Genomic DNA, 21,270 nt, shown 5'->3' with positions numbered 1-21,270 from the left:
CCGGCGGTTATCGTTTCTGTGCTGCGCCAACTTCGGCGGATCGCGTCTATTGCGATCACCACCACAGCATCGTGACCGCCGTCGACCCTCGTCGAGCCCGTTCAGGTCTCCACCCCGCTCAACGACGCGCTGCGTAAGTCAAGCGGGCGGCGGCCCCTCATTCGGGCAGCTGCAAATCGGCAGACCAAATCGTCATCTGTTCCAGCTGCGGAACAAACCGGCGCGCCAGCGAGTTTCTGTCCGACGAAACTTGAGGGAAAGCCATGTCCAGATTTCTGCTGGCGACAAGCGTCGCCGTTCTTCTCGCCGGCGCGCCGGCCCTGGCCGCGGACGACAAGCCGCTGCCGCCGCCCAATTCCAAGAAGCTGTCGGAGATCATCGCCAAGGTCGAGCAGCGCGACGGCTTTCGCTATGTGGACGGGGTCGACTGGGACAGCGGCGCCTACACCGTCACCTATTACACGGCGGACAAGGCGAAGGTCGAAATCACCTACGATCCTGTGACGGCGGAGCCGAAATAGGGGAACGTTCCGACGCGAATCCACTGGCCTTTCTTGGCTGTGTCATCGGCCTTTCCGCGCTAGCGCCGCCCCTCACCTGCCTGCCGGCATCCTCTCCCCGTATAGTGACGGGGAGAGGGACGCTGGCATCGATGGTTTCGCCAATCACCATCCTTTGCAAGGCAAGGATGGCGCCGGCGTTGCGGCCAGCCCCTTCTCCCCGTCACTATACGGGGAGTCGAGGCGTGGTCCGCGCAGCGGACGAAAAGCCAACTGCTTGGCTTTTCGAACAACGAACGCCCGGCAGGGCGATGAGGGGCGGCGCCGATCTCGGTGATTGATGGTTTCCGCCACAAGTCGGACTTGGCCGAAGCGATTGCCCTTGCCAACCGTCGCCTCCCCTTGCGTCTGTCTCGCTTTGATGGCTGACTGTCGCGCCAGAGCAGTTCACCGTTTCATGGAACGGTGAACTACTCTAACTCTTTGTTTTGACGCAATTCCGGACGGAAAACCGTTCACACTTTTCCTGGAATTGCTCCAGGCGCCGCATTGGGGGATGGGGATGGCGACGGCAAAGCATGTGATGAAGCGCATATTGATGATGTTGGCCGGCTACTTCGTGTCGGTGCTGGTCGGCCTGATCGCCATCGCGGTGATCTATGGCGTGCTCAGTTCCTTGCCCAACGCGCCCAGCTATTTCGACGTCATGGGCGTTTCGCCGATCGCGGTGCTGCTGGTGCCGCCGCTCGGCATGTTCGTCTATTTCCTGACCATCGTGGTGACCGCGCAGCAGACGCTGATCTTCGCGCTGATCGCCGAGTTCTTCTCGCTGCGCAATGTCCTGCTGCACATGGTTTTCGGCGCCGGCGCCGCGGTCGGCGGCTTCGCCTTGATCTGGCCGAGCGCGCCGGAGGATATGGACCCGGAGCGTTGGGTCGACATCGGCATCATCGCCGCTGCCGGCCTTGTCGCCGGGTTGCTCTACTGGCTGATCGCCGGGCGCGACGCCGGCTTCCGGCGGCCACTGTTCGAGCGCTACTAGCTTGCAGACTCATAATCGCGGAGCCACGCCGATCGGCTCATGCGGAACCTTGAAACAGATTCCGCCGCAATATGAAGGCAGTAGAAAAACGACCTCAAATCGGTCGCTTCTTGCTGCGCCCGAGAGCAGGCATGGCTCGTCATCGTCATGGCGCTGCTGTTCCGAGCGCAGCGGCCAGTACGTCGGCCAGGCCGCGTCCGGCGCTGCCGTCCTCATCAAGGCGCGGATTGTAGATGGTGATCTCGAGGCCGACTGCCTTGCCGCTCGCCAAGGCAAGCCGGAGCGCGGCCGTTAACTCGTCCCACGACAACCCGCCTGGCACGCGAAAATCGACAGCCGGCATGATGACGTCGTCGAGACAGTCGGCGTCGAGATGGATGAAGAAGCCGTCCAATTCCGCTCTCGTCAGGTGATCGACCGCTTCGCGTGCGGCGGCCTCGATGCCCGTGGCGCGCACAGCGGGAAGGTCAAGCACCTTGAGCTCTTCGGGGAGCGGCTGGCTTCCGTACTCCTCCTGATCCTTGTGATCGCGATACGCGAAGGCGACAGCGTCTTCAGGGCGGACCAGAGGACCGCGACCTTCGATGTCGGTCAGGAGCGACGGACCGTAGCCGGTGACGAAGGCGAGGTCCATCGAGGCACCCTCACCATTGGGTTCCGCCTCTGGCTGGAAGAAATCGGCGTTGCCGTCAATGAAGAGCAAGCCGTAGCGGCCGCGCCGTCGAAACGCGAGCGCCGAGCCCAGCACGATCGTGCAATCCCCGCCCAGCACCACTGGAAACCCGCCTGCGTCAAGCACCGCTTCCACGGCGTCGGCGAGCTTGGGCGACCACTGCGCAATTGCCCTGGCGTTCAGGGTGCCGGTCTCGGGATCGGGCGTCGGGTCCTTCGGAGGCACAGCCAGCCGCCCGGCGCGGCGCGCCTGGATGCGCTCCGCAAGGCCAAGGTCCAGGAGCCGGCCAGGCAAGCGCTCCACACCGTCGGTCGCCAGGCCCAGCGTGGAGGGGGCTTCGAGAATCGCATAATGGCTCGACACAGGCGCCTCCGCTTCGAGCGCTCAACATCGTTCGTCCCTGCCGAAACAGGATCACAGTTGCGTTTTGAGCTTGTTCGATAACGGTAGCCGCCGCTCCTCGTTCCCTCTCGGCCGCCTTTCCGCTTTCGGTCATGCCGTTTTTATGAGTTAACGGCCTACCGAAAGCCCTGGATCAACTCGAAGGCGAGCGAACCGCCTCCGTAGCGTCCAGGGCCTGCTTCAGGCGCGAGTCGCGGTCGTAGACGTCGCCGAAATATTCGACCTTGCCGGACAGATCGGGCCAGGCGGTGAAATAGGCGACATAGACCGGGATCGTGCGTGTCACATTCTCGGTCGAGTGGCCGTGCTTCAGCTTCTCGGCGATATAGTCCACGGAGGTGCCAAGCACCGCCGCCGCCATGCCGCGCGGGTCCTGCAGCCGCACGCAGCCATGGCTGAGCGCGCGCATATCCCGCTGGAAGAACGATTTCTGCGGCGTGTCGTGCATGTAGATCGCATGCTTGTTGGGGAACAGGATCTTCAACTCGCCCAGCGCGTTGGCCTCGCTCGGCTGCTGGCGCACGCTGTAGGGGATGTTCGAGCCATAGGCGCCCCAGTTGACCGCCGACGAAGGAATGCGCTTGCCGCGCGAATCCGTCACCTCATAGCCGGACCGGTCGAGATAGCCCGGATCGTTGCGCAATCTCGGCAGCATCTCGTTGACGATGATCGATTGCGGCACGCCCCAATAGGGATGGAAATCGACCTGCTTGATCTGGTCGTAGAAGAAGGAGGTCTGGTTGGTGGTCCGGCCAACGACGACACGCGTCTTGAGCTTTTCCTCGCCATTGTCGATGTAGCTCGCGGTGAAGGCCGGCTGGTTGATGAAGACGCGCGGGCTGCCAAGATCGGAGGGCAGCCAGCGCAGTTCCTCGAGCGCTACTTCCACCTTCAGCAGCTTGTCGGCCTTGGATGTTCCGGCCAGCGTCGCGACGGTGCGCGGGCCGATGACGCCGTCGCCCTTCATGCCTGCCTTTTGCTGCACGGCCTTGATGACCGGGACCAGTTCCGGATCATAGACTTCGCTGGTGGCCAGCCTGGACAGGATCTCGCCATAGGCGCCGCCCATCTCGTCATCGAGATTGCGCGCGATCAAGGTCAGCAGCTTCGGCAGTTCGGGGCTGGTTTCGCCCGGCTTCAGCAACAGTTTGGGGTCGACGACGATTTCGTTTTCCGCACTGGCCTGCAGAGATTCGAGTTCGACGCGCAGCGCCTGGTATTCCGCATTCTGCGGATGCCGCGATTCGAGATAGGTGCGCACCTGCTGGGTATGCGCCAGCGTCCTCAGCACGCCTTGCAAGTCGAGCGGCTTGGCCGGGAAATCATAGTAGCCGGTCATGCGGTTGGGATCGACGCGGCCGTTCTGGGCGTCATGGGCATAGCGCAGCACACGCGCGGAAAGCGCCATCTCGAAACGGACGAGTTCTTTCAGTTGCGCATTGGCGTCAGTCGTCGATGCGCCGGCAGCGGGCACTTCGACCGTATAGTCGGCGGGCGTGAGGCCATAGCTTGAAGCCTCGCCAAGCACCCGAACCGCATCCTGCGCGCGGCTGTTGAGGCTGGTTCCGCTTATCCAGATGAAATCCGGATTGGCCGAGTAGTACGCGATCAGCGCCTTGGCGATGTCGGGCTCGGCTAAGAGTTCGTAGTCAGCCAAGCTGGCAACCGCTTCACGAAACGCAGCGCCCGTTGCCGACGGCACGAAAGCCGCATCCTGTGGCGTCGCCGGCTCTGGCGTCGGGGCCAGCGCCGAGAAGTCGACGCGAACCAGCCGGTCCGCCTTGTAGGTGTAATAGGATGGGCTGCTGATTCTCGCGCCGCCACCGCCACCGCTGGCCGGAGCCTTCGGCTTTGGTTTGTGCTTCGGCGGCGGGGGCGGAAACTCGCCTTTCGGCGCATGCTTTACGCCGCCGCCGAAAAGCATGTCGAACAGCCCCTGCGCGCCTGCCTGGGGTACACCGAAAGCCAGCGTTGCCGCGATCGCCACCAGCGGCATCACGGTTGCTTTGTTTCCGAGGAATTTCATGAATCACCCGCTCCGGCCGCAACCGGTTCCCGTTCCGCACGCTAGATCGTCCCGCTCACCGCATGGCGGATCTAAGACGCGACTATACTGATTCATACCGATTTCGTTAAGCTTTCATAAATTTTGGAAAGCATGTTGCAGAACGGTTTCACAAGATCGTGACGGCTGGAGCGGAGGGTTGTTCCGCCCCAGCCGGAAATCTCTCGGGATCAGGCGTTGGCGCCGCCATCGATGGTCAGGGCAGCGCCGGTTACGAAGCGGCCTTCAGGGCCTGCAAGCCAGGCGACCATGCCGGCAATGTCATCGGCCTTGCCGAAACGCGGTGTTGCCATTTTCCGGCGCTGATGCTCGGCATGCGGGCCGTCGGCCGGGTTCATGTCGGTGTCGGTCGAACCGGGATGGACGACGTTGGCGGTGATGCCGCGCGGGCCGAGGTCGCGCGCCAGCGCCTTGGTCAGGCCGACCAGCGCCGCCTTGCTGGTCGAATAGGCGCCGAGACTGGTGTCGGTGACCCGCTCGGCAAGATTGCTGCCGATCGAGATGATCCTGCCGCCCTCGCCCATATGCGCGGCCGCCGCCTTCGAGGCGATGAACGGAGCTCTGAGATTGACCTCCATGGTTTCATCGAAATCGGCGAGCGACAGCGAATCGATCGGCGCGGTCCGCCAGATCCCTGCGCTGTTGACCAGGATGTCGAGCCGGCCGAATGCGGCCACGGCGTCGTCAACGGCCTTGTCTATGGCGACCGCATCGCGGTTGTCGGCCTTGATCGCGATGGCGCGGCCGCCCTTGGCCTCGATTTCGGCGACAACCGAGCGGGCCTGCTCCTCGCCATGCACATAAGTCAGCGCGACACTGGCGCCGTTGGCCGCGAGCCGTCGCGCAATCGCCGCACCGATGCCGCGACTGCCGCCGGTGACGAGGGCGGCCTTGCCGCCCAGTTGGTTGGATGACATCGATTTCTCCTTTTGTAACGATCGATACATAAATACCTGTCAGCCTTGCCCGTCGGCGTCAACTTAATTATGTATCGATCAACACAGAAAAGAGCATCATGTCGGAACGAGGCCGCCCCCGCACTTTCGATCGAACCGCAGCCCTGCGCCGCGCGATGGAGGTGTTCTGGGCCCGTGGTTACGAAGGCGCATCGATGAGCGAGCTGACCGCCGCCATGGGCATCAACTCGCCCAGCCTCTACGCTGCCTTCGGCAGCAAGGAGGCGCTGTTCCTGGAGGCGACGGATTTTTACTCGCACACCGAGGGTGCCGACATCTGGCTGGCGCTGGAGGAAGCTCCGACTGCGCGGCAGGCGATCGAACAATTCCTGAGCCTGACGGCGAGGGCCTATGCGCAGAGCGATCGTCCGCAGGGCTGCCTGATCACGCTGGGCGCACTGCATCAGGATTCGAGCCGCGGCGCCATCTGCGACGACCTGCGCCGTCGTCGCGCCGAAAACCACACTGCCCTGCAGAAGCGTCTGGAGCGCGGCGTTGCCGAAGGCGAATTGCCGGCGGATTTCGACTCTAGTGCTGCCGCGACTTTCTTCGCCACGGTCCAGCACGGCATGTCGATCCAGGCGCGCGACGGCGCCTCGCATAATGCCCTGCTGGCGACGGTAGCCGGGGCCATGGCGGCCTGGAGGACGCTGGCCGGCGGCAGCGCGGCGTGACAAACGCCGGCTGGTGTGCTCGAAATCCGCCAGCAAGGCCGGGAGGGATGAGAGCGTGAAAAAGGGTTATCGCGAGCTGCTGGACGAGGCGAACGCCGTGATCGAGGTGGTTTCGCCGGAGGAGGCGGCCGGGCTGATCGACGATGAAGACACCATCTTCGTCGATCTGCGCGATCCACGCGAAGTGGAACGCGACGGCAAGATTCCCGGCGCCAAGCATGTCACGCGCGGCATGCTGGAGTTCTGGATCGACCCCGAAAGCCCTTACCACAAGCCCTTCTTCGCCTCGGGCAAGAACTTCGTGTTCTTCTGCGCCGGCGGCTGGCGCTCGGCGCTGGCCACAAAGACGGCGCAGGACATGGGGCTTTCGCCGGTCAAGCACATCCTTGGCGGCTACACCGCCTGGAAGGCCGCCGGACTGCCGGTCGAACCCGGCGAGAAGAAGAAATAATCTCGACCGCCGCTCAGTGCAGCAGCAATGGCTCGCGATTCGCCACGAAGCCAACCGCGCGTTCGACCACGCCCTTGTCGGCGAGAATGCGGCGGTGGCCGAGCCCGTCGGCCCAGTAGAGCCGCACATGGCCGCCGGCGCCGGCATAGCGCCTTGCATGATCGGCCGAGACTTCGCGGTCGTCCTGCGCATGGATGACCAGGGTCGGCACCGGCGCCTGGGCGAGCTGACGGTCGCCGGTGAATTCGTGCAGGGGTCGGCCGGAAAGATGCTCGACCCGGTCCGCCATGGCGGCTTGCGAGCGCGGGCCGACATTGAGCATGCGGCTGAAGTCGGCAAAGATCGCCGGCAGGGAACTTGGCGCCGCGATCAGCACCAGGCGTCCGGCCGCCAGTGGCGGGATGTTCTTGACCGAACCGGCGATGGCGTTGGCGGCGACGGCGCCGCCGAAGGAATGGCCGACCGCTGCCACGAAGGGGCCGAACCATTCGCCGGCAACCCGCACCGCATCCACCGCATTGACCATGTTCAGGCGCCGGCCCTGCGACTGGCCGTGGCCGGGCAGGTCAAGCGAAACGACCCGGTGGCCGGCGGCGCGATAACCTTCGATCAAGGCGCGCATATATTCAGTGCGCGAGCGCCAGCCATGGACGACGAGCACCGTGCCGGCGGCCGCCCTGCCCGGCTCCGGGCGGAACTCGTGCACCATGACGCAGCCGGTCGCGGTCTTCAGCCGGTGATGACGCGCCTCGGTCATGAACCCGGCCGCACGGTCGACAGCACGGCGCTCGCCATCGCTGAGCGCCTTGACATTCGGGGTGCGGCAGAACAATTCGAACGCCGCGCGTCCGCTAAGCCGCGGCGCGACACGCTCTGCCGCACCGAACACGCTCCGGATGACCTTCAGCCCGAATGATGCCATAGTGAAAATCCATCCATACGTTCAAGCATGAACATAATAGTTCAAAGATGAACAATAAACAAGAGCTGCCTTGGGATAACCCGCGTTTCCGCAACTGGGTCGCGGTGGCGCGCGCCTGCCATGTGCTGGAGCGCACGCTGGCGGTCAAGCTTGCGCCGCTCGATTTGAAACCGGCGCAGCTCGACGTGCTGATGAACCTCTATCGCCACCCCGGAATGTCGCAGCACGATCTTGCCCGCAAGCTGCTCGTCGGCCGCTCCAACATCACCATGCTTTTGCCGCAGCTGGAAGCGCGTGGCCTGCTGCGCCGCGAAGGCGACGAGAAGGACAAGCGCATCCTGCGGCTCGCGCTCACCGAGGCCGGCGAGGCGCTGTTGATGCAGGCGCTGAAAGTGCATATGGCGCTGATCGAGAAGGCGATGAGCCAGTCGACGCCGGAGCAATGCGACATGATCGGCGAGCAGATGCGCAAGATCTATGATGTGCTGAAAGAGGCGTGACGGCCTTTCAGCCCGGACCTACCACATCGTCTTCTTCGCCCGCTCCGGCCATTCCTTGTCGTAGGTTTCGCCGTCGATGTTCCTGCGGCTGGTGATCTCCAGGATCTGTCCGGGCGTCGGCAGCGACTTCGGGTCGACATGCCTTGCTGCGTTCCAGAGCTCGGAGCGGACGATGGCCCGGGCGCATTGGAAATAGACCGAATCGATGTCGATGACGGTCACCGATCGCGCCGCCTTGCCATCCACCGTGAATGACGCGCACAGCGCTGTATCCGTGGTGATATGAGCGCGGCCATTGACACGCAGCGTCGTGCCGGAGCCCGGCACCAGGAACAGCAGGCCGACGCGTGGGTCGCGGATGATGTTTTTCAGCGAATCGGCGCGGTTGTTGCCGCGACGGTCCGGCATCATCAGGGTTTTCGGATCATGGATGCGCACAAAGCCGGCGAGATCGCCGCGCGGCGAGCAATCAAGCCCCTCCGGCCCGCTGGTCGCCAGCGCGACAAAGGGCGAGGCTTCGATAAAGGCGGCATATTCGGGAATGATTTGGTCGAGTTCCTTGACCAGCGAGGCCTCGCCTGGAACCCCATAGAGCGCCTCAAGCTGCTCGACCGTGGTGATGACGGACATTTTTCTCGCCTCCAAACCTTTGCCGGCGCTACGCCATCTCGATGACGTTTTGACGACAGCGAGCGGAATCAATCTAGTGGTCCCGGCTCAGGCCCTTTTCCGCAAGCTCCGCGAGATAGGCTTCCCAGCGCGCATCCTTCTCGTGGCCGAGCGTATGCAGGTAATTCCAGGTGAAGATGCCGGTGTCGTGGAAATCGTCGAAGGTGATGCGCACGGCGTAGTTGCCGACTGGCTCGATCTTGAGGATCGCCACATTGCGCTTGCCGGGGACCGTTACCCGCTGATCCGGCGAATGGCCCTGCACCTCGGCCGATGGCGAGGCGACGCGCAGCAGTTCCGCCGGTAATTCGAATGGATGGTGGTCGGGAAAGGTGACAGACAGAAGTTTGCGGTCCTTGGAGACCCTGAGCTCTTTCGGTGCGGTCATGCTGTTCGATCCCGTCTCATCCGCCCTTCCCTACGCCGCTTCGCTAAACGGGAAAAGGCCTGATGATACCGACCGACATGCGATGTCGGCTGAGAGATGTTACCAAAGATCGAGAGGCGCTATCTTGAATGGCAGGCCGGATCGTATCACATAGCGGTATATAACGAAGCCGTTCACGGCCACAGGAAGCGCTTGAAGCATGGACATGATTGATCCTTTCGGCCGCACGATCAGCTATCTCCGCGTGTCGGTCACCGACCGCTGCGATTTCCGCTGCACCTATTGCATGGCCGAGGACATGGCCTTCCTGCCGAAGAAGGACCTGCTGTCGCTGGAAGAGCTCGACCGGCTGTGCACGGTTTTCATCGAAAAGGGCGTCAGGCGATTGCGCCTGACCGGCGGTGAGCCGCTGGTGCGCAAGAACATCATGCATCTGGTGCGCCAGCTCTCGCGGCATCTCGCCAGCGGCGCGCTGGAAGAGCTGACGCTGACCACCAACGGCTCGCAGCTGTCGCGCTTTGCCGCCGAACTCGCCGATTGCGGCGTCAAGCGCATCAACGTGTCGCTCGATACGCTCGATGCCGACAAGTTCCACAAGATCACCCGCTGGGGCCATCTCGACAAGGTCATGCAAGGCATCGATGCCGCGCAGGCCGCGGGGCTGAAGGTCAAGCTCAACGCGGTGGCATTGAAGGATTTCAACGACGCCGAGCTGCCCGATATGATGCGCTGGGCGCATGGCCGCGGCATGGACCTGACGGTCATCGAAACCATGCCGATGGGCGAGATCGATGCCGACCGCACCGACCAGTATCTGCCGCTGTCGCTGCTGCGCGCGTCGCTGGAACGCCAGTTCACGCTGACCGACATTCCCTTCAAGACCGGCGGCCCGGCCCGCTATGTCCAGGTCGCCGAGACTGGCGGACGGCTCGGCTTCATCACGCCGATGACGCATAATTTCTGCGAAAGCTGCAACCGCGTCCGGCTGACCTGCACCGGCACCCTCTATATGTGCCTGGGCCAGGAAGATGCCGCCGACCTGCGCGCGCCCTTGCGCGCCTCCGAAGGCAACGAGCTGGTCGCCGATGCAATAGACGAAGCCATCGGCCGCAAGCCCAAGGGCCACGACTTCATCATCGACCGCCGCACCAGCCGCCCATCGGTGTCACGCCATATGAGCGTCACCGGCGGCTGATCTTTTCGTGAAATTCATGCAAGATCGCTTCGGATCATGACTCGAGGCGAGCATGCGGCTGCACTCTTCATTCCTGGCGATTGCGACAATGGCAGCAAGCAGTGCGGTCGCCGCGCCGTTCACTTATGTGAACGAGCGCTTCGGCACCGTCTGCACCTTTCCCGACGAGATCTTCACCGATCGCCAGCCGGAGCCCGATAATGGCGACGGACAGCAATGGCTGAGCGCCGATGGCGCCAGCCTGATCTGCTCCGGCATCCTCAACATAGACAACGATACGCCGAAGGGCTTTGTGGCGGCCGAGAAGGCCAGCGATGAAGCCGGCTACAAGGTGACCTATGGCAAGGCCGGCAGGGATTGGGCGGTGCTGTCGGGCGTTAAGGATGGAAAGATGTTTTACGAGCGACGTCTGTTTGGGAGAGACGGTATCATCCGCACGGTCTGGGTCGACTACCCTCCGGCCCTGAAGTCGAAATACGACCCGCTGGTCGGCGCCATTGCCGGCAGTCTCAAGGGGTCGTGAAAGGTTCGGACCCCAGAAAAAGTCTTGTTCGCGAACCGCAGCCGGATTTACGGCTAGCTTGTTCCAGCCTAGCCTTCCCTGGAAGCGGATCTTTGCTCACAGGGGGAATACACCATGCGCAAACTCGTTCTTTCTCTAGCCTTGCTTGGTCTCGCGGCCGTGCCCGCTGCGGCGCAGTCGATCGGCGGCACTTATACGGTCGCCGGCACCAACTTCGACGGCTCTGCCTATGGCGGCGAGGCAACCATCACGCTGACCAGCGGGACGACCTGCGCGATCCATTGGGAAACCGGTGGCTCATCTTCCGACGGCATCTGCATGCGCAACGATGATGCCTTCTCGGCCGGCTATGTCATGGGCAAGGATATCGGCCTCGTCGTCTACAAGATGACGGACGACGGCTCGTTGCATGGTCTGTGGACCATCGCCGGCAAGGAAGGCAATGGCACCGAGGTGCTGACGCCGAAGAAGTAAGTTCTGCCGCCATTGCAGGTGATCTTCTGGGCCACAAACAAGGCTGTGGCCCAGCCCTTTGCTGTTGCTGTTTCACGCCCGGCTGTTACAGGCTTGCTGCCTAAAGCGCGTCGCGTTTGAACGGATTCAGGCGACGCGCTTTAGGTCTTTGTTTCTTATGCGTGTCGTTTCCCCAAAACCGAGGTCCACTTTTGGGCGACATGCATTAGCAGAACCGGTAGCCGTCTTGCCCCTGTCACCAAATATTCGCGGCGCGTTGTTCATGATGGTGGCGATGGCCGGCTTCTGCCTCAACGATGCCATCACCAAATACTCGTCACAATCGATGAACATGGCGCAGGTCATGTTGATCCGTGGGGCTTTCGCTTCGCTTTTCGTCGGCTTGCTCGCCTGGCAGCGCGGCGCGCTCGCCCGCCCGGGTTCGATGCTGCAGCCTCTGGTGGCCCTGCGCGTGATCAGCGAGGCCGGTGCCACGGTGAGTTTTCTCGTCGCCCTCGCCCATTTGCCGATCGCCAATGTTTCGGCGGTGCTGCAGGCGCTGCCACTGGCGGTGACGATGGGGGCCGCACTCGTCTTTGGCGAGGCTGTCGGCTGGCGGCGCTGGCTGGCCATCGCCATCGGATTTGCCGGCGTGCTGATTATCGTGCGGCCTGGCTTCGAAGGGTTCAGCATCTACTCGCTGGCGGCGCTGGCCAGCGTTGCCTGTTGTGCGGTGCGCGATCTCGCCACCAAGCGAATCCCGGAGGCCATTCCGACATTGCTGGTGTCGACGGCAACCGCGCTTGCCATGACCATCGTTGGTGCGGCGCTGTTGCCGGCAATGGGCGGCTGGACGCCGATGACGGGGGACAGCACAGCCCTGCTGGCCCTGGCCGCGGTGCTGGTGGTGATCGGCTACCAGTTCATCATCATGGCGATGCGGGCGGGCGACATCTCCTTCATCGCGCCGTTCCGCTATACGGCCCTGATCTGGTCGATCCTGCTTGGCCTGTTCATCTTTGCCGATATCCCCGATCCGCCGATGATCGTCGGCGCCACCATCATCATCGGCTCCGGCCTTTATGCGCTCTACCGCGAGCGCGTGGTCGGCCGGCGAAAGATCGTCGCCGAAAGCACGGGGCCGACCATGGTGCCTGACGGAATCTAGCCAGATCATTGAAGGTTCTTGTGATTTCCGACGGCTGGCGTACAGGCTTCGTGGCATGAAGCGAGACATTGCGGGGATCATCCTGGCCGGTGGCCAGTCGAGACGGATGGGCGGCGGCGACAAGAGCCTGTTGCCGCTTGGCGATGGCTGCCTGCTTGACCAGGTCGTGTCGCGCTTCACCCCGCAAATAGAATCGCTGGCGCTCAGCGCCAATGGCGCCCCTGCGCGATTCCTGCGCTTTGGACTGCCGGTGCTTGCCGACAGCGTGCCCGGCTTTGCCGGGCCGCTCGCCGGAATCCTGACCGGCCTCGAATGGGCCGCGGCCAATACGTCTTGCAAAGCGATCGTCAGTGCTGCCGGCGACACGCCTTTCCTGCCGTTGAACCTTGTCGAGCGCCTGGCAGCGGCCGCCGATCAAAGTCCCGGTTCGATTGCCGTAGCCTGCTCGGCCGGCAAGCGGCACCCGACCTTCGCGCTCTGGCCGCTCGGCTGCCGCGACGCCTTGCGGCACTTTCTGGTCGACGAGGATATCAGGCGGGTTTCGGCTTTCATCGACCGGCACGGTTTTATCGAGGTGGAGTTCACGGTTCCGCCGTCGGCGGGGGTCGACCCTTTCTTCAACATCAACGAGCCGGACGATCTTGTGTCTGCCGAGCGTCTGTTGCAGAGCATCAAGCCATGAACAGACGCGTCTTCGGCATCACCGGCTGGAAGAATTCCGGCAAGACGACTTTGACCGAAAGGCTGGTCACCGAACTTGTCCGGCGCGGCTGGAAGGTGTCGACGGTGAAACACGCCCATCATGATTTCGACATCGACAAACCGGGTGCCGACAGTTTTCGCCACCGGCAGGCCGGCGCCACCGAAGTCGCGATCGTCTCCGGCGTTCGCTGGGCACTGATGCACGAGTTGCGCGGCGAGGATGAGCCGACATTGGAGACTGTCCTGTCGCGGCTTGCCCCTTGCGACCTGGTGCTGGTCGAGGGCTACAAGCGCGAAGCCCACGACAAGATCGAAACCCGCCGGCTGGACGCGAAGGACCGTACGCCGCTTTCAGCGGAGGATCCCAACATCGTCGCTGTCGCCGCCGATTTTGCGATTGAAGGCGCGCAGCTGCCGGTATTCGATCTCGACGATGCAAAATCGATAGCCGACTTCATCGAGCGTACCACCGGGCTCGTTGCTTGAGCGCTGACGCAACGGCAGAATAGCCTTGCCCATTTTTACGGTTTTGCAGTTGCTTTTTTCTTGGAAAGAGTGGGAGTATCGCGCCAGCGGGCGGTCAAAAGCACCGCCCCACAGAGCCGTTCGGAACGACGGCCGGGACCATAAAGAGAGGACCATCATGCGTATTTCACTGCGTATCGCGCTTGCCGCATCGGCCGCGCTGCTGACGCTCGGCGTCGCCCAGGCCCAGGAAAAGACCCTGAGGATCGGCACCGAAGGCGCCTACCCACCCTTCAACAACCTTACCGCCGATGGCCAACTCGTAGGCTTCGACATCGACATCGCCAAGGCGCTTTGTGATGAGATGAAGGTAAAGTGCACCTTCGTCGCCCAGGATTGGGACGGCATCATTCCCGCCCTTCAGGCCGGCAAGTTCGACGCCATCGTCGCCTCGATGTCGATCACGCCGGAGCGGATGGAAAAGGTCGATTTCTCGCACAAATACTACAACACGCCGTCGGCGCTCGCCGTGCCGAAGGACAGCACGCTGAAAGGCGTGACCAAGGAAGATCTCGCCGGCAAGACCATCGGCGTCGCCACCACCACGACGCACTTCAACTATGCCTCGAAGACCTACACCGACAGCACCGTGAAGGGCTATCCGAGCAGCCCCGAGGAGCAGGCAGATCTTGCCAATGGTCGTCTCGACGCCATCGAGGACGATATCGTCGTGCTGCAGCAGTTTCTGGATTCGCCTGATGGCGCCTGCTGCAAGATCCTCGGCCAGCCGTCGCCGCAGCCGGTCGAGATCTTCGGGCCTGGCGCCGGCATTGCCGTGCGCAAGGGCGAAACCGACCTGGTCAACAAGCTCAACTCTGCCATCGACGCCATTCGCGCCAATGGAAAATACAAGGAAATCAACGACAAGTACTTCAAGTTCGACGTCTATGGCGCCGAGTCCTGATAAAGGTCAAGACGGCGGGGAATTTCCCCGCCGTCTTTCTATTCATCTCAGGAATGCCGTGGAGATAAGACCGGTCGATGCCAGCCCAGAGCATATGGACACTTCTCAGTTGGGGACCCGAAGGCTGGCTTGACGATATTGCCTATGGCGCACTGATCACCATTGCGCTTGCGCTTGCCACGCTGCCCATCGGATTGACGATCGGCTTTTTCATTGCCCTCGCCAAGCAGTCCGAAGAACCCTCGCTGCGCCTTGCCGCCAACATCTACACCACGGTCTTTCGCGGCCTGCCGGAGTTGGTGACGCTTTTCCTGTTCTTCTTCGGCATGCCGATCCTGCTGCAGCATCTCGTCAGGTATTTCCGGCCGGACACCACCATCGACGTCAACAGCTTCGTCGCCGGCATGATCGTGCTTGCGCTGATCTTCTCGTCCTATGCCAGCGAGGTTTTTCTTTCCGCCTTCCGCGCCATTCCCAAAGGCCAGTATGAAGGCGGCTATGCCATCGGTCTTTCGAACTGGCTGACCATGCGCAAGGTGATCGTGCCGCAGCTGCTGCGCATCGCGTTCCCCGGCCTGGAGAACTGCTGGCTCAGCCTGCTCAAGGACACGTCGCTGGTGTCGGTCGTCGGCCTGGCCGAGACGCTGCGCAATGCCAGCATTGCCGCCCGCGTCACCAAGCATGCTTTCCTGTTCTTCGGTGTCGCCTCGCTGGTCTTTCTTGGCCTGGCCGTCCTGTCGTCCTTCGCCACCAGCGCTATTCTGCGCTCGCTTGGCCGGCAGGAGGCGCAGCGATGAGCGCCACGGCCACAATGGTCGAACGTCCGCCGCCACGGGCGCGCGGCTGGCCGCGCAGGCGTATCGCCGGTTACGCGCTGGTCTGCCTATGGATTTTGTTCGGCATTGGCATCGTCAGCTATCTCTTCCTTGCCTGGAATCCCGCTTTCTTCGCCAAATATGCGCCCGCCTATTTGAGCGGGCTTGGGGTTACGCTCGCGCTGGTTTCTATATCAATGGTGCTCGGCGCGATTCTGTCGGTGCCCGTCGCTTATGGGCGCATGTCCAAGAACCGGATCCTGTCCGGCCTCGCCTATTGCTACGTCTATTTCTTCCGCGGCACGCCGCTGCTGGTGCAGACTTATCTCGTCTATTACGGATTGGGCTCGTTCAGGGTCGAGCTCCAGTCGATCGGCCTCTGGGACTTTTTCAAGGACGCGTTCAATTGCGGCGTCTTTGCCTTTGCGCTCAACACCGCCGCCTATCAGGCCGAGATTCTGCGCGGCGCCATCGAGAGCGTGCCAAGAGGGCAATGGGAAGGGGCGGCATCGCTTGGCCTGCACAAACTGCAAACCTTGCGCAAGATCATCCTGCCGCAAGCCTTGATCGTCGCCTTGCGGCCCTATGGCAACGAACTGATCCTGATGGTCAAGGCTTCCGCCATCGTCGCCATCATCACGGTCTATGATCTGATGGGCAATGCCAAGCTCGCCTTCGCCAACTCGTTCGACATCCAGGCCTATATCTGGGTCGCGCTCGTCTATCTGGTGATGGTCGAGATATTGCGTCATGGCGTCGAATGGATCGAGCGCCGGATCACCGTTCACCTGAAACGCTGACTATTTTCAAATTCAGCTGCACCAGTCGATCCTGCCCTGCGCATCTTGACGAATTGCGCGCAGAGCCTAGACGTCTCGCAGCAAATTCCGTTTCTGAAGGGCAAGCTCATGGCATCTGTTGCATTTCTCGGTCTTGGCGTGATGGGCTATCCGATGGCCGGGCACTTGAAGAACAAGGGCGGCCATGACGTCACCGTCTACAACCGCACCAAGGCCAAGGCCGAGCAATGGGTTGGCCAGCATGGCGGTAGCCTTGCGGCGACGCCAGCACAGGCCGCCGATAGCAAGGATTTTGTCTTCTCCTGTGTCGGCAATGACGACGATTTGCGTTCGGTGACGACCGGTCCGGAAGGCGCCTTCAAATCGATGAAGAAGGGTTCGGTCTTCATCGACAACACCACGGCCTCGGCCGAGGTCGCTCGCGAGCTGGCGGCGGCGGCGCAAGTCGGTGGTTTTTCGTTTCTCGACGCGCCTGTCTCGGGCGGCCAGGCCGGCGCCGAGAACGGCGTGCTGACCGTCATGGTCGGCGGCGAGCAGGACGCTTTCGACAGAGCGAAGCCTGTCATCGACGCTTTTGCCCGCATGGTCGGCTTGATGGGGTCGGCCGGTGCCGGCCAGCTCACCAAGATGATCAACCAGATCACCATAGCCGGCCTCGTCCAGGGCCTGGCCGAAGGCATCCATTTCGGCAAGAAGGCCGGGCTCGACATCGAGCAGGTGATCGAGGTGATTTCCAAGGGTGCCGCCGGCTCCTGGCAGATGGAGAACCGCCACAAGACGATGAACGCCGGCAAATATGATTTCGGCTTCGCCGTCGACTGGATGCGCAAGGATCTCGGCATCTGCCTGGCCGAGGCCGACCGCAATGGCGCCAGATTGCCGGTCACCGCACTCGTCGACCAGTTCTACAAGGATGTGCAGGCGATGGGCGGCAAGCGCTGGGACACGTCCTCGCTGCTCGCCCGTCTCGAAAAATAGGTTCCGCGGTGCCAGAGCTCTCGCCTCAATCCAGTGCTGCAGAAATCGTCGCCCATCTGCGCGCTATCGGATCGGAGGAGAACCGCCTCGGCATGTTGCGCTACGGCATCAAGATCGACCGTGCACTTGGTATCACGCACGGCATGCAGCGGCAGATCGCCAGGAAGATCAAACGCAACCACGAGCGCGCCTTCGAGCTATGGGACACCGGCATCATGGAGGCGCAGTTCATCGCCTCCCTCACGGCTGACTCGAAACGGTTTTCTGCTGAAGATGCAAGACGATGGGCGGCTAGTTTCGACTCCTGGGACATCGTCGACGGCGTCTCGGATCTCTTTGTCGATACGGACGCCTGGAAAGAACTGATCGCCGAGTTTGCGGCCGATGAGCGGGAGTTCGTTCGGCGCACGGCCTTCGCCATGATGGCCTGGTCCGTCGTCCACCGGAAGAAGGAGCCAGGGGCGACCTTCCTCTCCTTCCTGCCGATCATCGAAACGCATGCGAACGACAGCCGCAATTTCGTGAAGAAGGCCGTGAACTGGGCGCTTCGGTCGATCGGCAAACGATCGATGGACATGCACGGCGCTGCCCTGGCTGTCGCCGAACGGCTGGCGCAGTCGACCGACAGGACGGCGCGCTGGATCGGCAAGGACGCGGTAAGGGAGCTGTCCAATGCCAAGACGCTGGCGCGGATCGCCGCAAGGAAAGGCTGACGGCGCGGAAACCCGCTTTCCGGCATGTCTGGATCTCTCCGACATGTGATGCGGCGGGAGCGTTGACGTCGCTGACAGCGGCGTCTTTACTTGAGCTTCAAAGGGACGCGGCCAATGAGCAATCCTCCCAAATCAATCCTGGCGTTGGCAGCGGCATTGTTTGTGTCCGCGGCCACAGATGCCTCGGCCGAGACCGCGCACATATTCTGGAAGGATCTGCGTCCGGCTACGCAATCCGCCGCCGAAAACGTCGGGCTGCCGATGATCGCGGCAAAATTGCCCGACCACGGCGAGACGCTGTCCCTCAACCTGCAGGACAAAAGCATTCAGCTAGCCGGCTATGCATTGCCGGTCGATCGCGATGGCGATCTTGTCTATCAGTTCCTGCTGGTGCCCTGGACGGGTGCGTGCAGCCACATGCCGACGCCCCCGCCCAACCAGATTGTCTTGGTCACGCCGGCTCGTCCCTACAAGATGTCCGAGGCGTATCAGCCTGTCGCGGTCACCGGCGCGCTGAAGCCGGACATGGAGAAGAGCCAGCTGTTCATCCTCGACGGCGTCAGTGTCATCCAGTCTGGCTACAGCGTCCGCAAGGCAGATGTGGTCGCTGTCGGCAGCGTGCCGGACACCGTCACCCTGCCGGTCAATTCTCCCTGGAGTTTCCTCAACAAAAAGAAGAACTAAGCAGGACAACCTGCTGCAGCTCAGGCGGCGTTGGCACCCGATTCCTTGTCCAGCACCATGTAGTCGAGCGGGATTTCGGTCGTGTACTTGATCTGCTCCATGGCGAAGGATGACGAAACGTCACGGATTTCGATCTTGGCGATCAGCCGCTTGTAGAAGGCGTCATAGGCGGCGATGTCGGGCACCACGACGCGCAGGAGATAGTCGACGTCGCCGCTCATGCGGTAGAACTCGACCACCTCGGGAAACTCCTGGATCACTTCCGAGAAACGCCGCAGCCATTCATGGCTGTGCGAATTGGTGCGGATCGACACGAAGACGGTGACGCGCACATTGACCTTTTCATGGTCGAGAATGGCAACGCGCCGCTTGATGACGCCCTCCTCCTCGAGCTTCTGGATGCGCCTCCAGCAAGGCGTCGTCGACAGCCCGACTTTCTTGGCGACGTCGGCGACCGCGAGTGTCGCGTCCTCCTGCAAGAGGCGGAGGATTTTTCTATCGAGGCGATCCATATCGTGCTCCCAAAGGAATAGAATGCCTATACTCTGCCTTATCCAGGCCTTTCACAAGAAAGGAATTCTGCTGATCGGGCAAAAAGCGAGTGATTTCTTGCTGAAAGGTCAGCCGAGGCGATAGCGGATTTCCGAACGCAGAAAAGGCAGCAAATCCATTTCAAACCATGGATTCTTCTTCAGCCAGCCGGTGTTGCGCCACGAGGGATGCGGCAGCGGCAACACTTTCGGACCGACGGAATTCTCCCAGATGGAGCGCCAGTCCATGACCGTTTCCGTCAGCGAGGGCCGGCGCGCCGCACCCATATGCCAGGACTGCGCATAGATGCCGATTGTCAGCACCAGATCGATCCGTGGCATCGAGGCCATCAAGGGTGCGCGCCAGGCCGCCGCGCATTCGCGCCTCGGCGGCAGGTCTCCCCCCTTGGCATCCTGGCCGGGAAAGCAGAAACCCATCGGCACGATGGCGAATTTTTCGATGTCGTAGAATTCGTCGCTCGTCACGCCAAGCCAACTGCGCAAGCGATCGCCGGAGGCGTCGGTGAACGGCATGCCCGACAGATGCACCTTGGTCCCCGGCGCCTGGCTGGCGATCAGGATACGGGCGCTGGACGATGGGCGCAGCACAGGTCGTGGCTCATGCGGCAACGGCTTACCGGCCGGATTTTCCACGCAGATGCGACAGGCGCGGACCTTGGCGACGAGGTTTTCGAGTTCGGCAGTCATTCTCAGGCTGATGCGCTCGGCCGGCTGGAGACGGCCTGATGCCAGCGCAACACATTCGCGCAATCATCCGGCACCTTGATGCGTGCCGGCTTCATGAAGTCCACAGCGATCAGGCCGGTGATGTCGGCGATCGAATAGCTGTCACCGGCGATGAACTCCCGGCTGCCCAGTTCTCCATCCAGCAGCCTGAGGAACGCCACGGCCTTCGGCTTGTTGGCCTCGCCCCATTCGGAGACCTGCGGGATTTCCCATTCCTTCATGGCCGGATGGGTGTGCCGGAAGGCCTGCGTGACGCAGCTGAGCAAATTGAATTCCATCCGCCTCTGCCACATCTCGACCTGCGCCTTGCCGAGTGCGCCACGCCCGAACAGGGCCGGTTCGGGATGCAGTTCCTCGAAATAACGGCAGATGGCGACGGATTCCGTGATGACGGTGCCGTCGTCGAGTTCCAGCACCGGCAGGCGCTGCAAGGGATTGCGCGAGCTGACCGCCTGTTGCCTGTGTTCCAGCGCCCCCATGTCGATGGGCACCTGTGGAACTTCGATGCCTTTCTCGGCCAGGAAAACGCGGACCCGCCTTGGGTTGGGCGCTCGGCCACCGTCGAAGAGTTTCATTCCATCCTCCTGTTCGTTCTCGGTTCGGCTTTCAGGACGCGCATCACCAGAAGCGAAAAATCTCGCGGACGGCATCGCCGATCGACGCCAGTGTGCCGTGCTTCTTCTCGACGACTTCGCCGTGATGGCTGTCTCGCCAATCCTGCGGCTGATCGAACGTTCCCGCCCAGATGCCGGCTTTTCCCGCCCGGGCGACGGCCTCCTCGCTCTCGAAGTCGCCATACGCAACCGCCCAGCCCGCCTCGACCTGCGCGCGGTTGAGATCCTTGCCGCCGGCGGTGCAGTCGCCGAGCAGCCGGCCATAACGATCACGCTGCCAGCCGGTACAGGAGACGGGCTTGCCGGCGATCAGGCGAACCAGCGACTGGCGCGCAAGCGTGCCGCAGGAATAGTCAGTACCGTTCTTGCGGCAGGTCTGCGTATATTCCGGAGCATCGATGCCGCGCATGCGGATACGCTCGGTGCCTAGCGTGATCGAATCGCCGTCGTTGATGATTGCCAGGCCCTGTGTCTTGCGTGTCTCCACCCGGTCGAGGCGGGCCGCCAGCAGGATCAGCAGTCCGAGGATGATGACGGCAAGCCCGTAATCCACCAGCCGGCGCCACAGGCTTCTGGGGCGCGCAACGTATCTCCGGCGCGGTCTTGGCGACCATGAGCGGCTCATATGGCAAACGGTTGGTTAATCATTCGAACGTAGCTTAACACTTGGAAACCGC

General features: G+C 62.4%; 27 protein-coding genes. 17 read left to right on the top strand and 10 right to left on the bottom strand.

Annotation, left to right across the window (positions count from 1 at the left end):
• The first annotated feature begins 263 nt into the window (after window positions 1-263).
• Both NKJ67_RS26190 and NKJ67_RS26185 read left to right on the top strand, forming a co-directional pair.
• The gene (locus NKJ67_RS26190) at window positions 264-521 is read left to right on the top strand and encodes a PepSY domain-containing protein (protein ID WP_352583993.1); all 258 of its coding nucleotides are present in this window, start codon (window positions 264-266) and stop codon (window positions 519-521) included.
• 535 nt (window positions 522-1,056) lie between these two features.
• Window positions 1,057-1,542 carry a hypothetical protein gene (locus tag NKJ67_RS26185; protein ID WP_352583991.1) on the top strand — a complete coding sequence of 162 codons (486 nt, stop codon included), beginning with the start codon at window positions 1,057-1,059 and terminating at the stop codon, window positions 1,540-1,542.
• A gap of 145 nt (window positions 1,543-1,687) precedes the next feature.
• Here NKJ67_RS26185 and NKJ67_RS26180 read toward each other — a convergent pair whose 3' ends face one another.
• The 3 genes from NKJ67_RS26180 to NKJ67_RS26170 form a co-directional block, all read right to left on the bottom strand.
• The gene (locus NKJ67_RS26180) at window positions 1,688-2,578 is read right to left on the bottom strand and encodes an arginase family protein (protein WP_352583989.1); all 891 of its coding nucleotides are present in this window, start codon (window positions 2,576-2,578) and stop codon (window positions 1,688-1,690) included.
• A 172-nt stretch (window positions 2,579-2,750) separates the two neighbouring features.
• On the bottom strand, window positions 2,751-4,643 hold the full coding sequence (locus tag NKJ67_RS26175; protein WP_352583987.1) for a L,D-transpeptidase family protein: 1,893 nt from the start codon (window positions 4,641-4,643) through the stop codon (window positions 2,751-2,753).
• Window positions 4,644-4,852: 209 nt separating this feature from the next.
• Complete coding sequence (locus NKJ67_RS26170) at window positions 4,853-5,599, bottom strand: 3-oxoacyl-ACP reductase family protein (protein ID WP_352583985.1); 747 nt, start codon at window positions 5,597-5,599, stop codon at window positions 4,853-4,855.
• A 98-nt stretch (window positions 5,600-5,697) separates the two neighbouring features.
• Here NKJ67_RS26170 and NKJ67_RS26165 point away from each other — a divergent pair, with 98 nt between their 5' ends.
• Both NKJ67_RS26165 and NKJ67_RS26160 read left to right on the top strand, forming a co-directional pair.
• Window positions 5,698-6,312, top strand: a complete 615-nt coding sequence (locus tag NKJ67_RS26165; protein ID WP_128364804.1) for a TetR/AcrR family transcriptional regulator — start codon at window positions 5,698-5,700, stop codon at window positions 6,310-6,312.
• 55 nt (window positions 6,313-6,367) lie between these two features.
• Window positions 6,368-6,763 carry a rhodanese-like domain-containing protein gene (locus NKJ67_RS26160; protein WP_127270856.1) on the top strand — a complete coding sequence of 132 codons (396 nt, stop codon included), beginning with the start codon at window positions 6,368-6,370 and terminating at the stop codon, window positions 6,761-6,763.
• Window positions 6,764-6,776: 13 nt separating this feature from the next.
• Here NKJ67_RS26160 and NKJ67_RS26155 read toward each other — a convergent pair whose 3' ends face one another.
• Window positions 6,777-7,685 carry an alpha/beta hydrolase gene (locus tag NKJ67_RS26155; RefSeq protein WP_127322532.1) on the bottom strand — a complete coding sequence of 303 codons (909 nt, stop codon included), beginning with the start codon at window positions 7,683-7,685 and terminating at the stop codon, window positions 6,777-6,779.
• Between the two features lie 47 nt (window positions 7,686-7,732).
• On the opposite strand from NKJ67_RS26155, the gene NKJ67_RS26150 reads away from it, so the two are divergent.
• Window positions 7,733-8,185 carry a MarR family winged helix-turn-helix transcriptional regulator gene (locus NKJ67_RS26150; RefSeq protein ID WP_023813960.1) on the top strand — a complete coding sequence of 151 codons (453 nt, stop codon included), beginning with the start codon at window positions 7,733-7,735 and terminating at the stop codon, window positions 8,183-8,185.
• Window positions 8,186-8,203: 18 nt separating this feature from the next.
• Here the strand turns inward: NKJ67_RS26150 and NKJ67_RS26145 are convergent, their stop codons facing one another.
• Window positions 8,204-8,815, bottom strand: coding sequence for a pyridoxamine 5'-phosphate oxidase family protein (locus NKJ67_RS26145; RefSeq protein ID WP_127398717.1), 612 nt, complete (start codon window positions 8,813-8,815; stop codon window positions 8,204-8,206).
• A 73-nt stretch (window positions 8,816-8,888) separates the two neighbouring features.
• Window positions 8,889-9,242, bottom strand: a complete 354-nt coding sequence (locus tag NKJ67_RS26140; RefSeq protein ID WP_352583982.1) for a gamma-butyrobetaine hydroxylase family protein — start codon at window positions 9,240-9,242, stop codon at window positions 8,889-8,891.
• Between the two features lie 199 nt (window positions 9,243-9,441).
• Between NKJ67_RS26140 and moaA the strand changes: the two genes are divergently transcribed.
• The 12 genes from moaA (at window position 9,442) to NKJ67_RS26080 (ending at window position 18,702) form a co-directional block, all read left to right on the top strand.
• Window positions 9,442-10,437, top strand: coding sequence for a GTP 3',8-cyclase MoaA (moaA, locus tag NKJ67_RS26135; protein WP_128308539.1), 996 nt, complete (start codon window positions 9,442-9,444; stop codon window positions 10,435-10,437).
• 88 nt (window positions 10,438-10,525) lie between these two features.
• Window positions 10,526-10,960 (top strand): hypothetical protein, encoded by a 435-nt coding sequence (locus NKJ67_RS26130; RefSeq protein WP_352583980.1) that lies wholly within the window; start codon window positions 10,526-10,528, stop codon window positions 10,958-10,960.
• Window positions 10,961-11,074: 114 nt separating this feature from the next.
• Window positions 11,075-11,434, top strand: coding sequence for a hypothetical protein (locus NKJ67_RS26125; RefSeq protein ID WP_127269771.1), 360 nt, complete (start codon window positions 11,075-11,077; stop codon window positions 11,432-11,434).
• A 226-nt stretch (window positions 11,435-11,660) separates the two neighbouring features.
• Complete coding sequence (locus NKJ67_RS26120; protein ID WP_352583978.1) at window positions 11,661-12,581, top strand: DMT family transporter; 921 nt, start codon at window positions 11,661-11,663, stop codon at window positions 12,579-12,581.
• 55 nt (window positions 12,582-12,636) lie between these two features.
• Entirely contained in the window at window positions 12,637-13,263 is a 627-nt protein-coding gene (mobA, locus tag NKJ67_RS26115) for a molybdenum cofactor guanylyltransferase MobA (RefSeq protein ID WP_352583976.1), read from the top strand.
• Entirely contained in the window at window positions 13,260-13,769 is a 510-nt protein-coding gene (gene mobB, locus NKJ67_RS26110) for a molybdopterin-guanine dinucleotide biosynthesis protein B (RefSeq protein ID WP_127810421.1), read from the top strand. Before mobA ends, mobB begins: the two co-directional genes overlap by 4 nt.
• A gap of 157 nt (window positions 13,770-13,926) precedes the next feature.
• Complete coding sequence (locus tag NKJ67_RS26105; protein WP_027036615.1) at window positions 13,927-14,712, top strand: ABC transporter substrate-binding protein; 786 nt, start codon at window positions 13,927-13,929, stop codon at window positions 14,710-14,712.
• A 77-nt stretch (window positions 14,713-14,789) separates the two neighbouring features.
• Entirely contained in the window at window positions 14,790-15,509 is a 720-nt protein-coding gene (locus NKJ67_RS26100; protein ID WP_127270845.1) for an ABC transporter permease, read from the top strand.
• The gene (locus NKJ67_RS26095; protein WP_127810422.1) at window positions 15,506-16,327 is read left to right on the top strand and encodes an ABC transporter permease; all 822 of its coding nucleotides are present in this window, start codon (window positions 15,506-15,508) and stop codon (window positions 16,325-16,327) included. The genes NKJ67_RS26100 and NKJ67_RS26095 overlap by 4 nt, the downstream gene beginning before the upstream one ends.
• Before the next feature lie 108 nt (window positions 16,328-16,435).
• Entirely contained in the window at window positions 16,436-17,305 is an 870-nt protein-coding gene (locus tag NKJ67_RS26090; RefSeq protein WP_352583973.1) for an NAD(P)-dependent oxidoreductase, read from the top strand.
• An 8-nt stretch (window positions 17,306-17,313) separates the two neighbouring features.
• Complete coding sequence (locus NKJ67_RS26085) at window positions 17,314-18,018, top strand: DNA alkylation repair protein (protein ID WP_352583971.1); 705 nt, start codon at window positions 17,314-17,316, stop codon at window positions 18,016-18,018.
• A 114-nt stretch (window positions 18,019-18,132) separates the two neighbouring features.
• A complete protein-coding gene (locus NKJ67_RS26080; RefSeq protein ID WP_352583969.1) occupies window positions 18,133-18,702 on the top strand; it encodes a DUF3299 domain-containing protein in 570 nt (189 codons plus the stop codon).
• A gap of 20 nt (window positions 18,703-18,722) precedes the next feature.
• On the opposite strand, the gene NKJ67_RS26075 is transcribed toward NKJ67_RS26080, so the two are convergent.
• The 4 genes from NKJ67_RS26075 to NKJ67_RS26060 all read right to left on the bottom strand — a co-directional run bounded on the left by NKJ67_RS26075 (window position 18,723) and on the right by NKJ67_RS26060 (window position 21,218).
• Window positions 18,723-19,214 carry an Lrp/AsnC family transcriptional regulator gene (locus NKJ67_RS26075; RefSeq protein WP_006205209.1) on the bottom strand — a complete coding sequence of 164 codons (492 nt, stop codon included), beginning with the start codon at window positions 19,212-19,214 and terminating at the stop codon, window positions 18,723-18,725.
• Window positions 19,215-19,322: 108 nt separating this feature from the next.
• Window positions 19,323-20,003, bottom strand: a complete 681-nt coding sequence (locus tag NKJ67_RS26070) for a uracil-DNA glycosylase family protein (RefSeq protein WP_127270833.1) — start codon at window positions 20,001-20,003, stop codon at window positions 19,323-19,325.
• Window positions 19,943-20,554 carry a glutathione S-transferase gene (locus NKJ67_RS26065; protein WP_256746358.1) on the bottom strand — a complete coding sequence of 204 codons (612 nt, stop codon included), beginning with the start codon at window positions 20,552-20,554 and terminating at the stop codon, window positions 19,943-19,945. Before NKJ67_RS26065 ends, NKJ67_RS26070 begins: the two co-directional genes overlap by 61 nt.
• Before the next feature lie 43 nt (window positions 20,555-20,597).
• Window positions 20,598-21,218 (bottom strand): thermonuclease family protein, encoded by a 621-nt coding sequence (locus NKJ67_RS26060; RefSeq protein ID WP_127810427.1) that lies wholly within the window; start codon window positions 21,216-21,218, stop codon window positions 20,598-20,600.
• Window positions 21,219-21,270: the final 52 nt, after the last annotated feature.

Source organism: Mesorhizobium sp. M0088, from assembly GCF_040322895.1.
Taxonomy (GTDB): domain Bacteria; phylum Pseudomonadota; class Alphaproteobacteria; order Rhizobiales; family Rhizobiaceae; genus Mesorhizobium.
The sequence above is the reverse complement of the archived record's forward strand: the minus strand, read 5'-3'. Positions and strand labels throughout refer to the sequence as shown.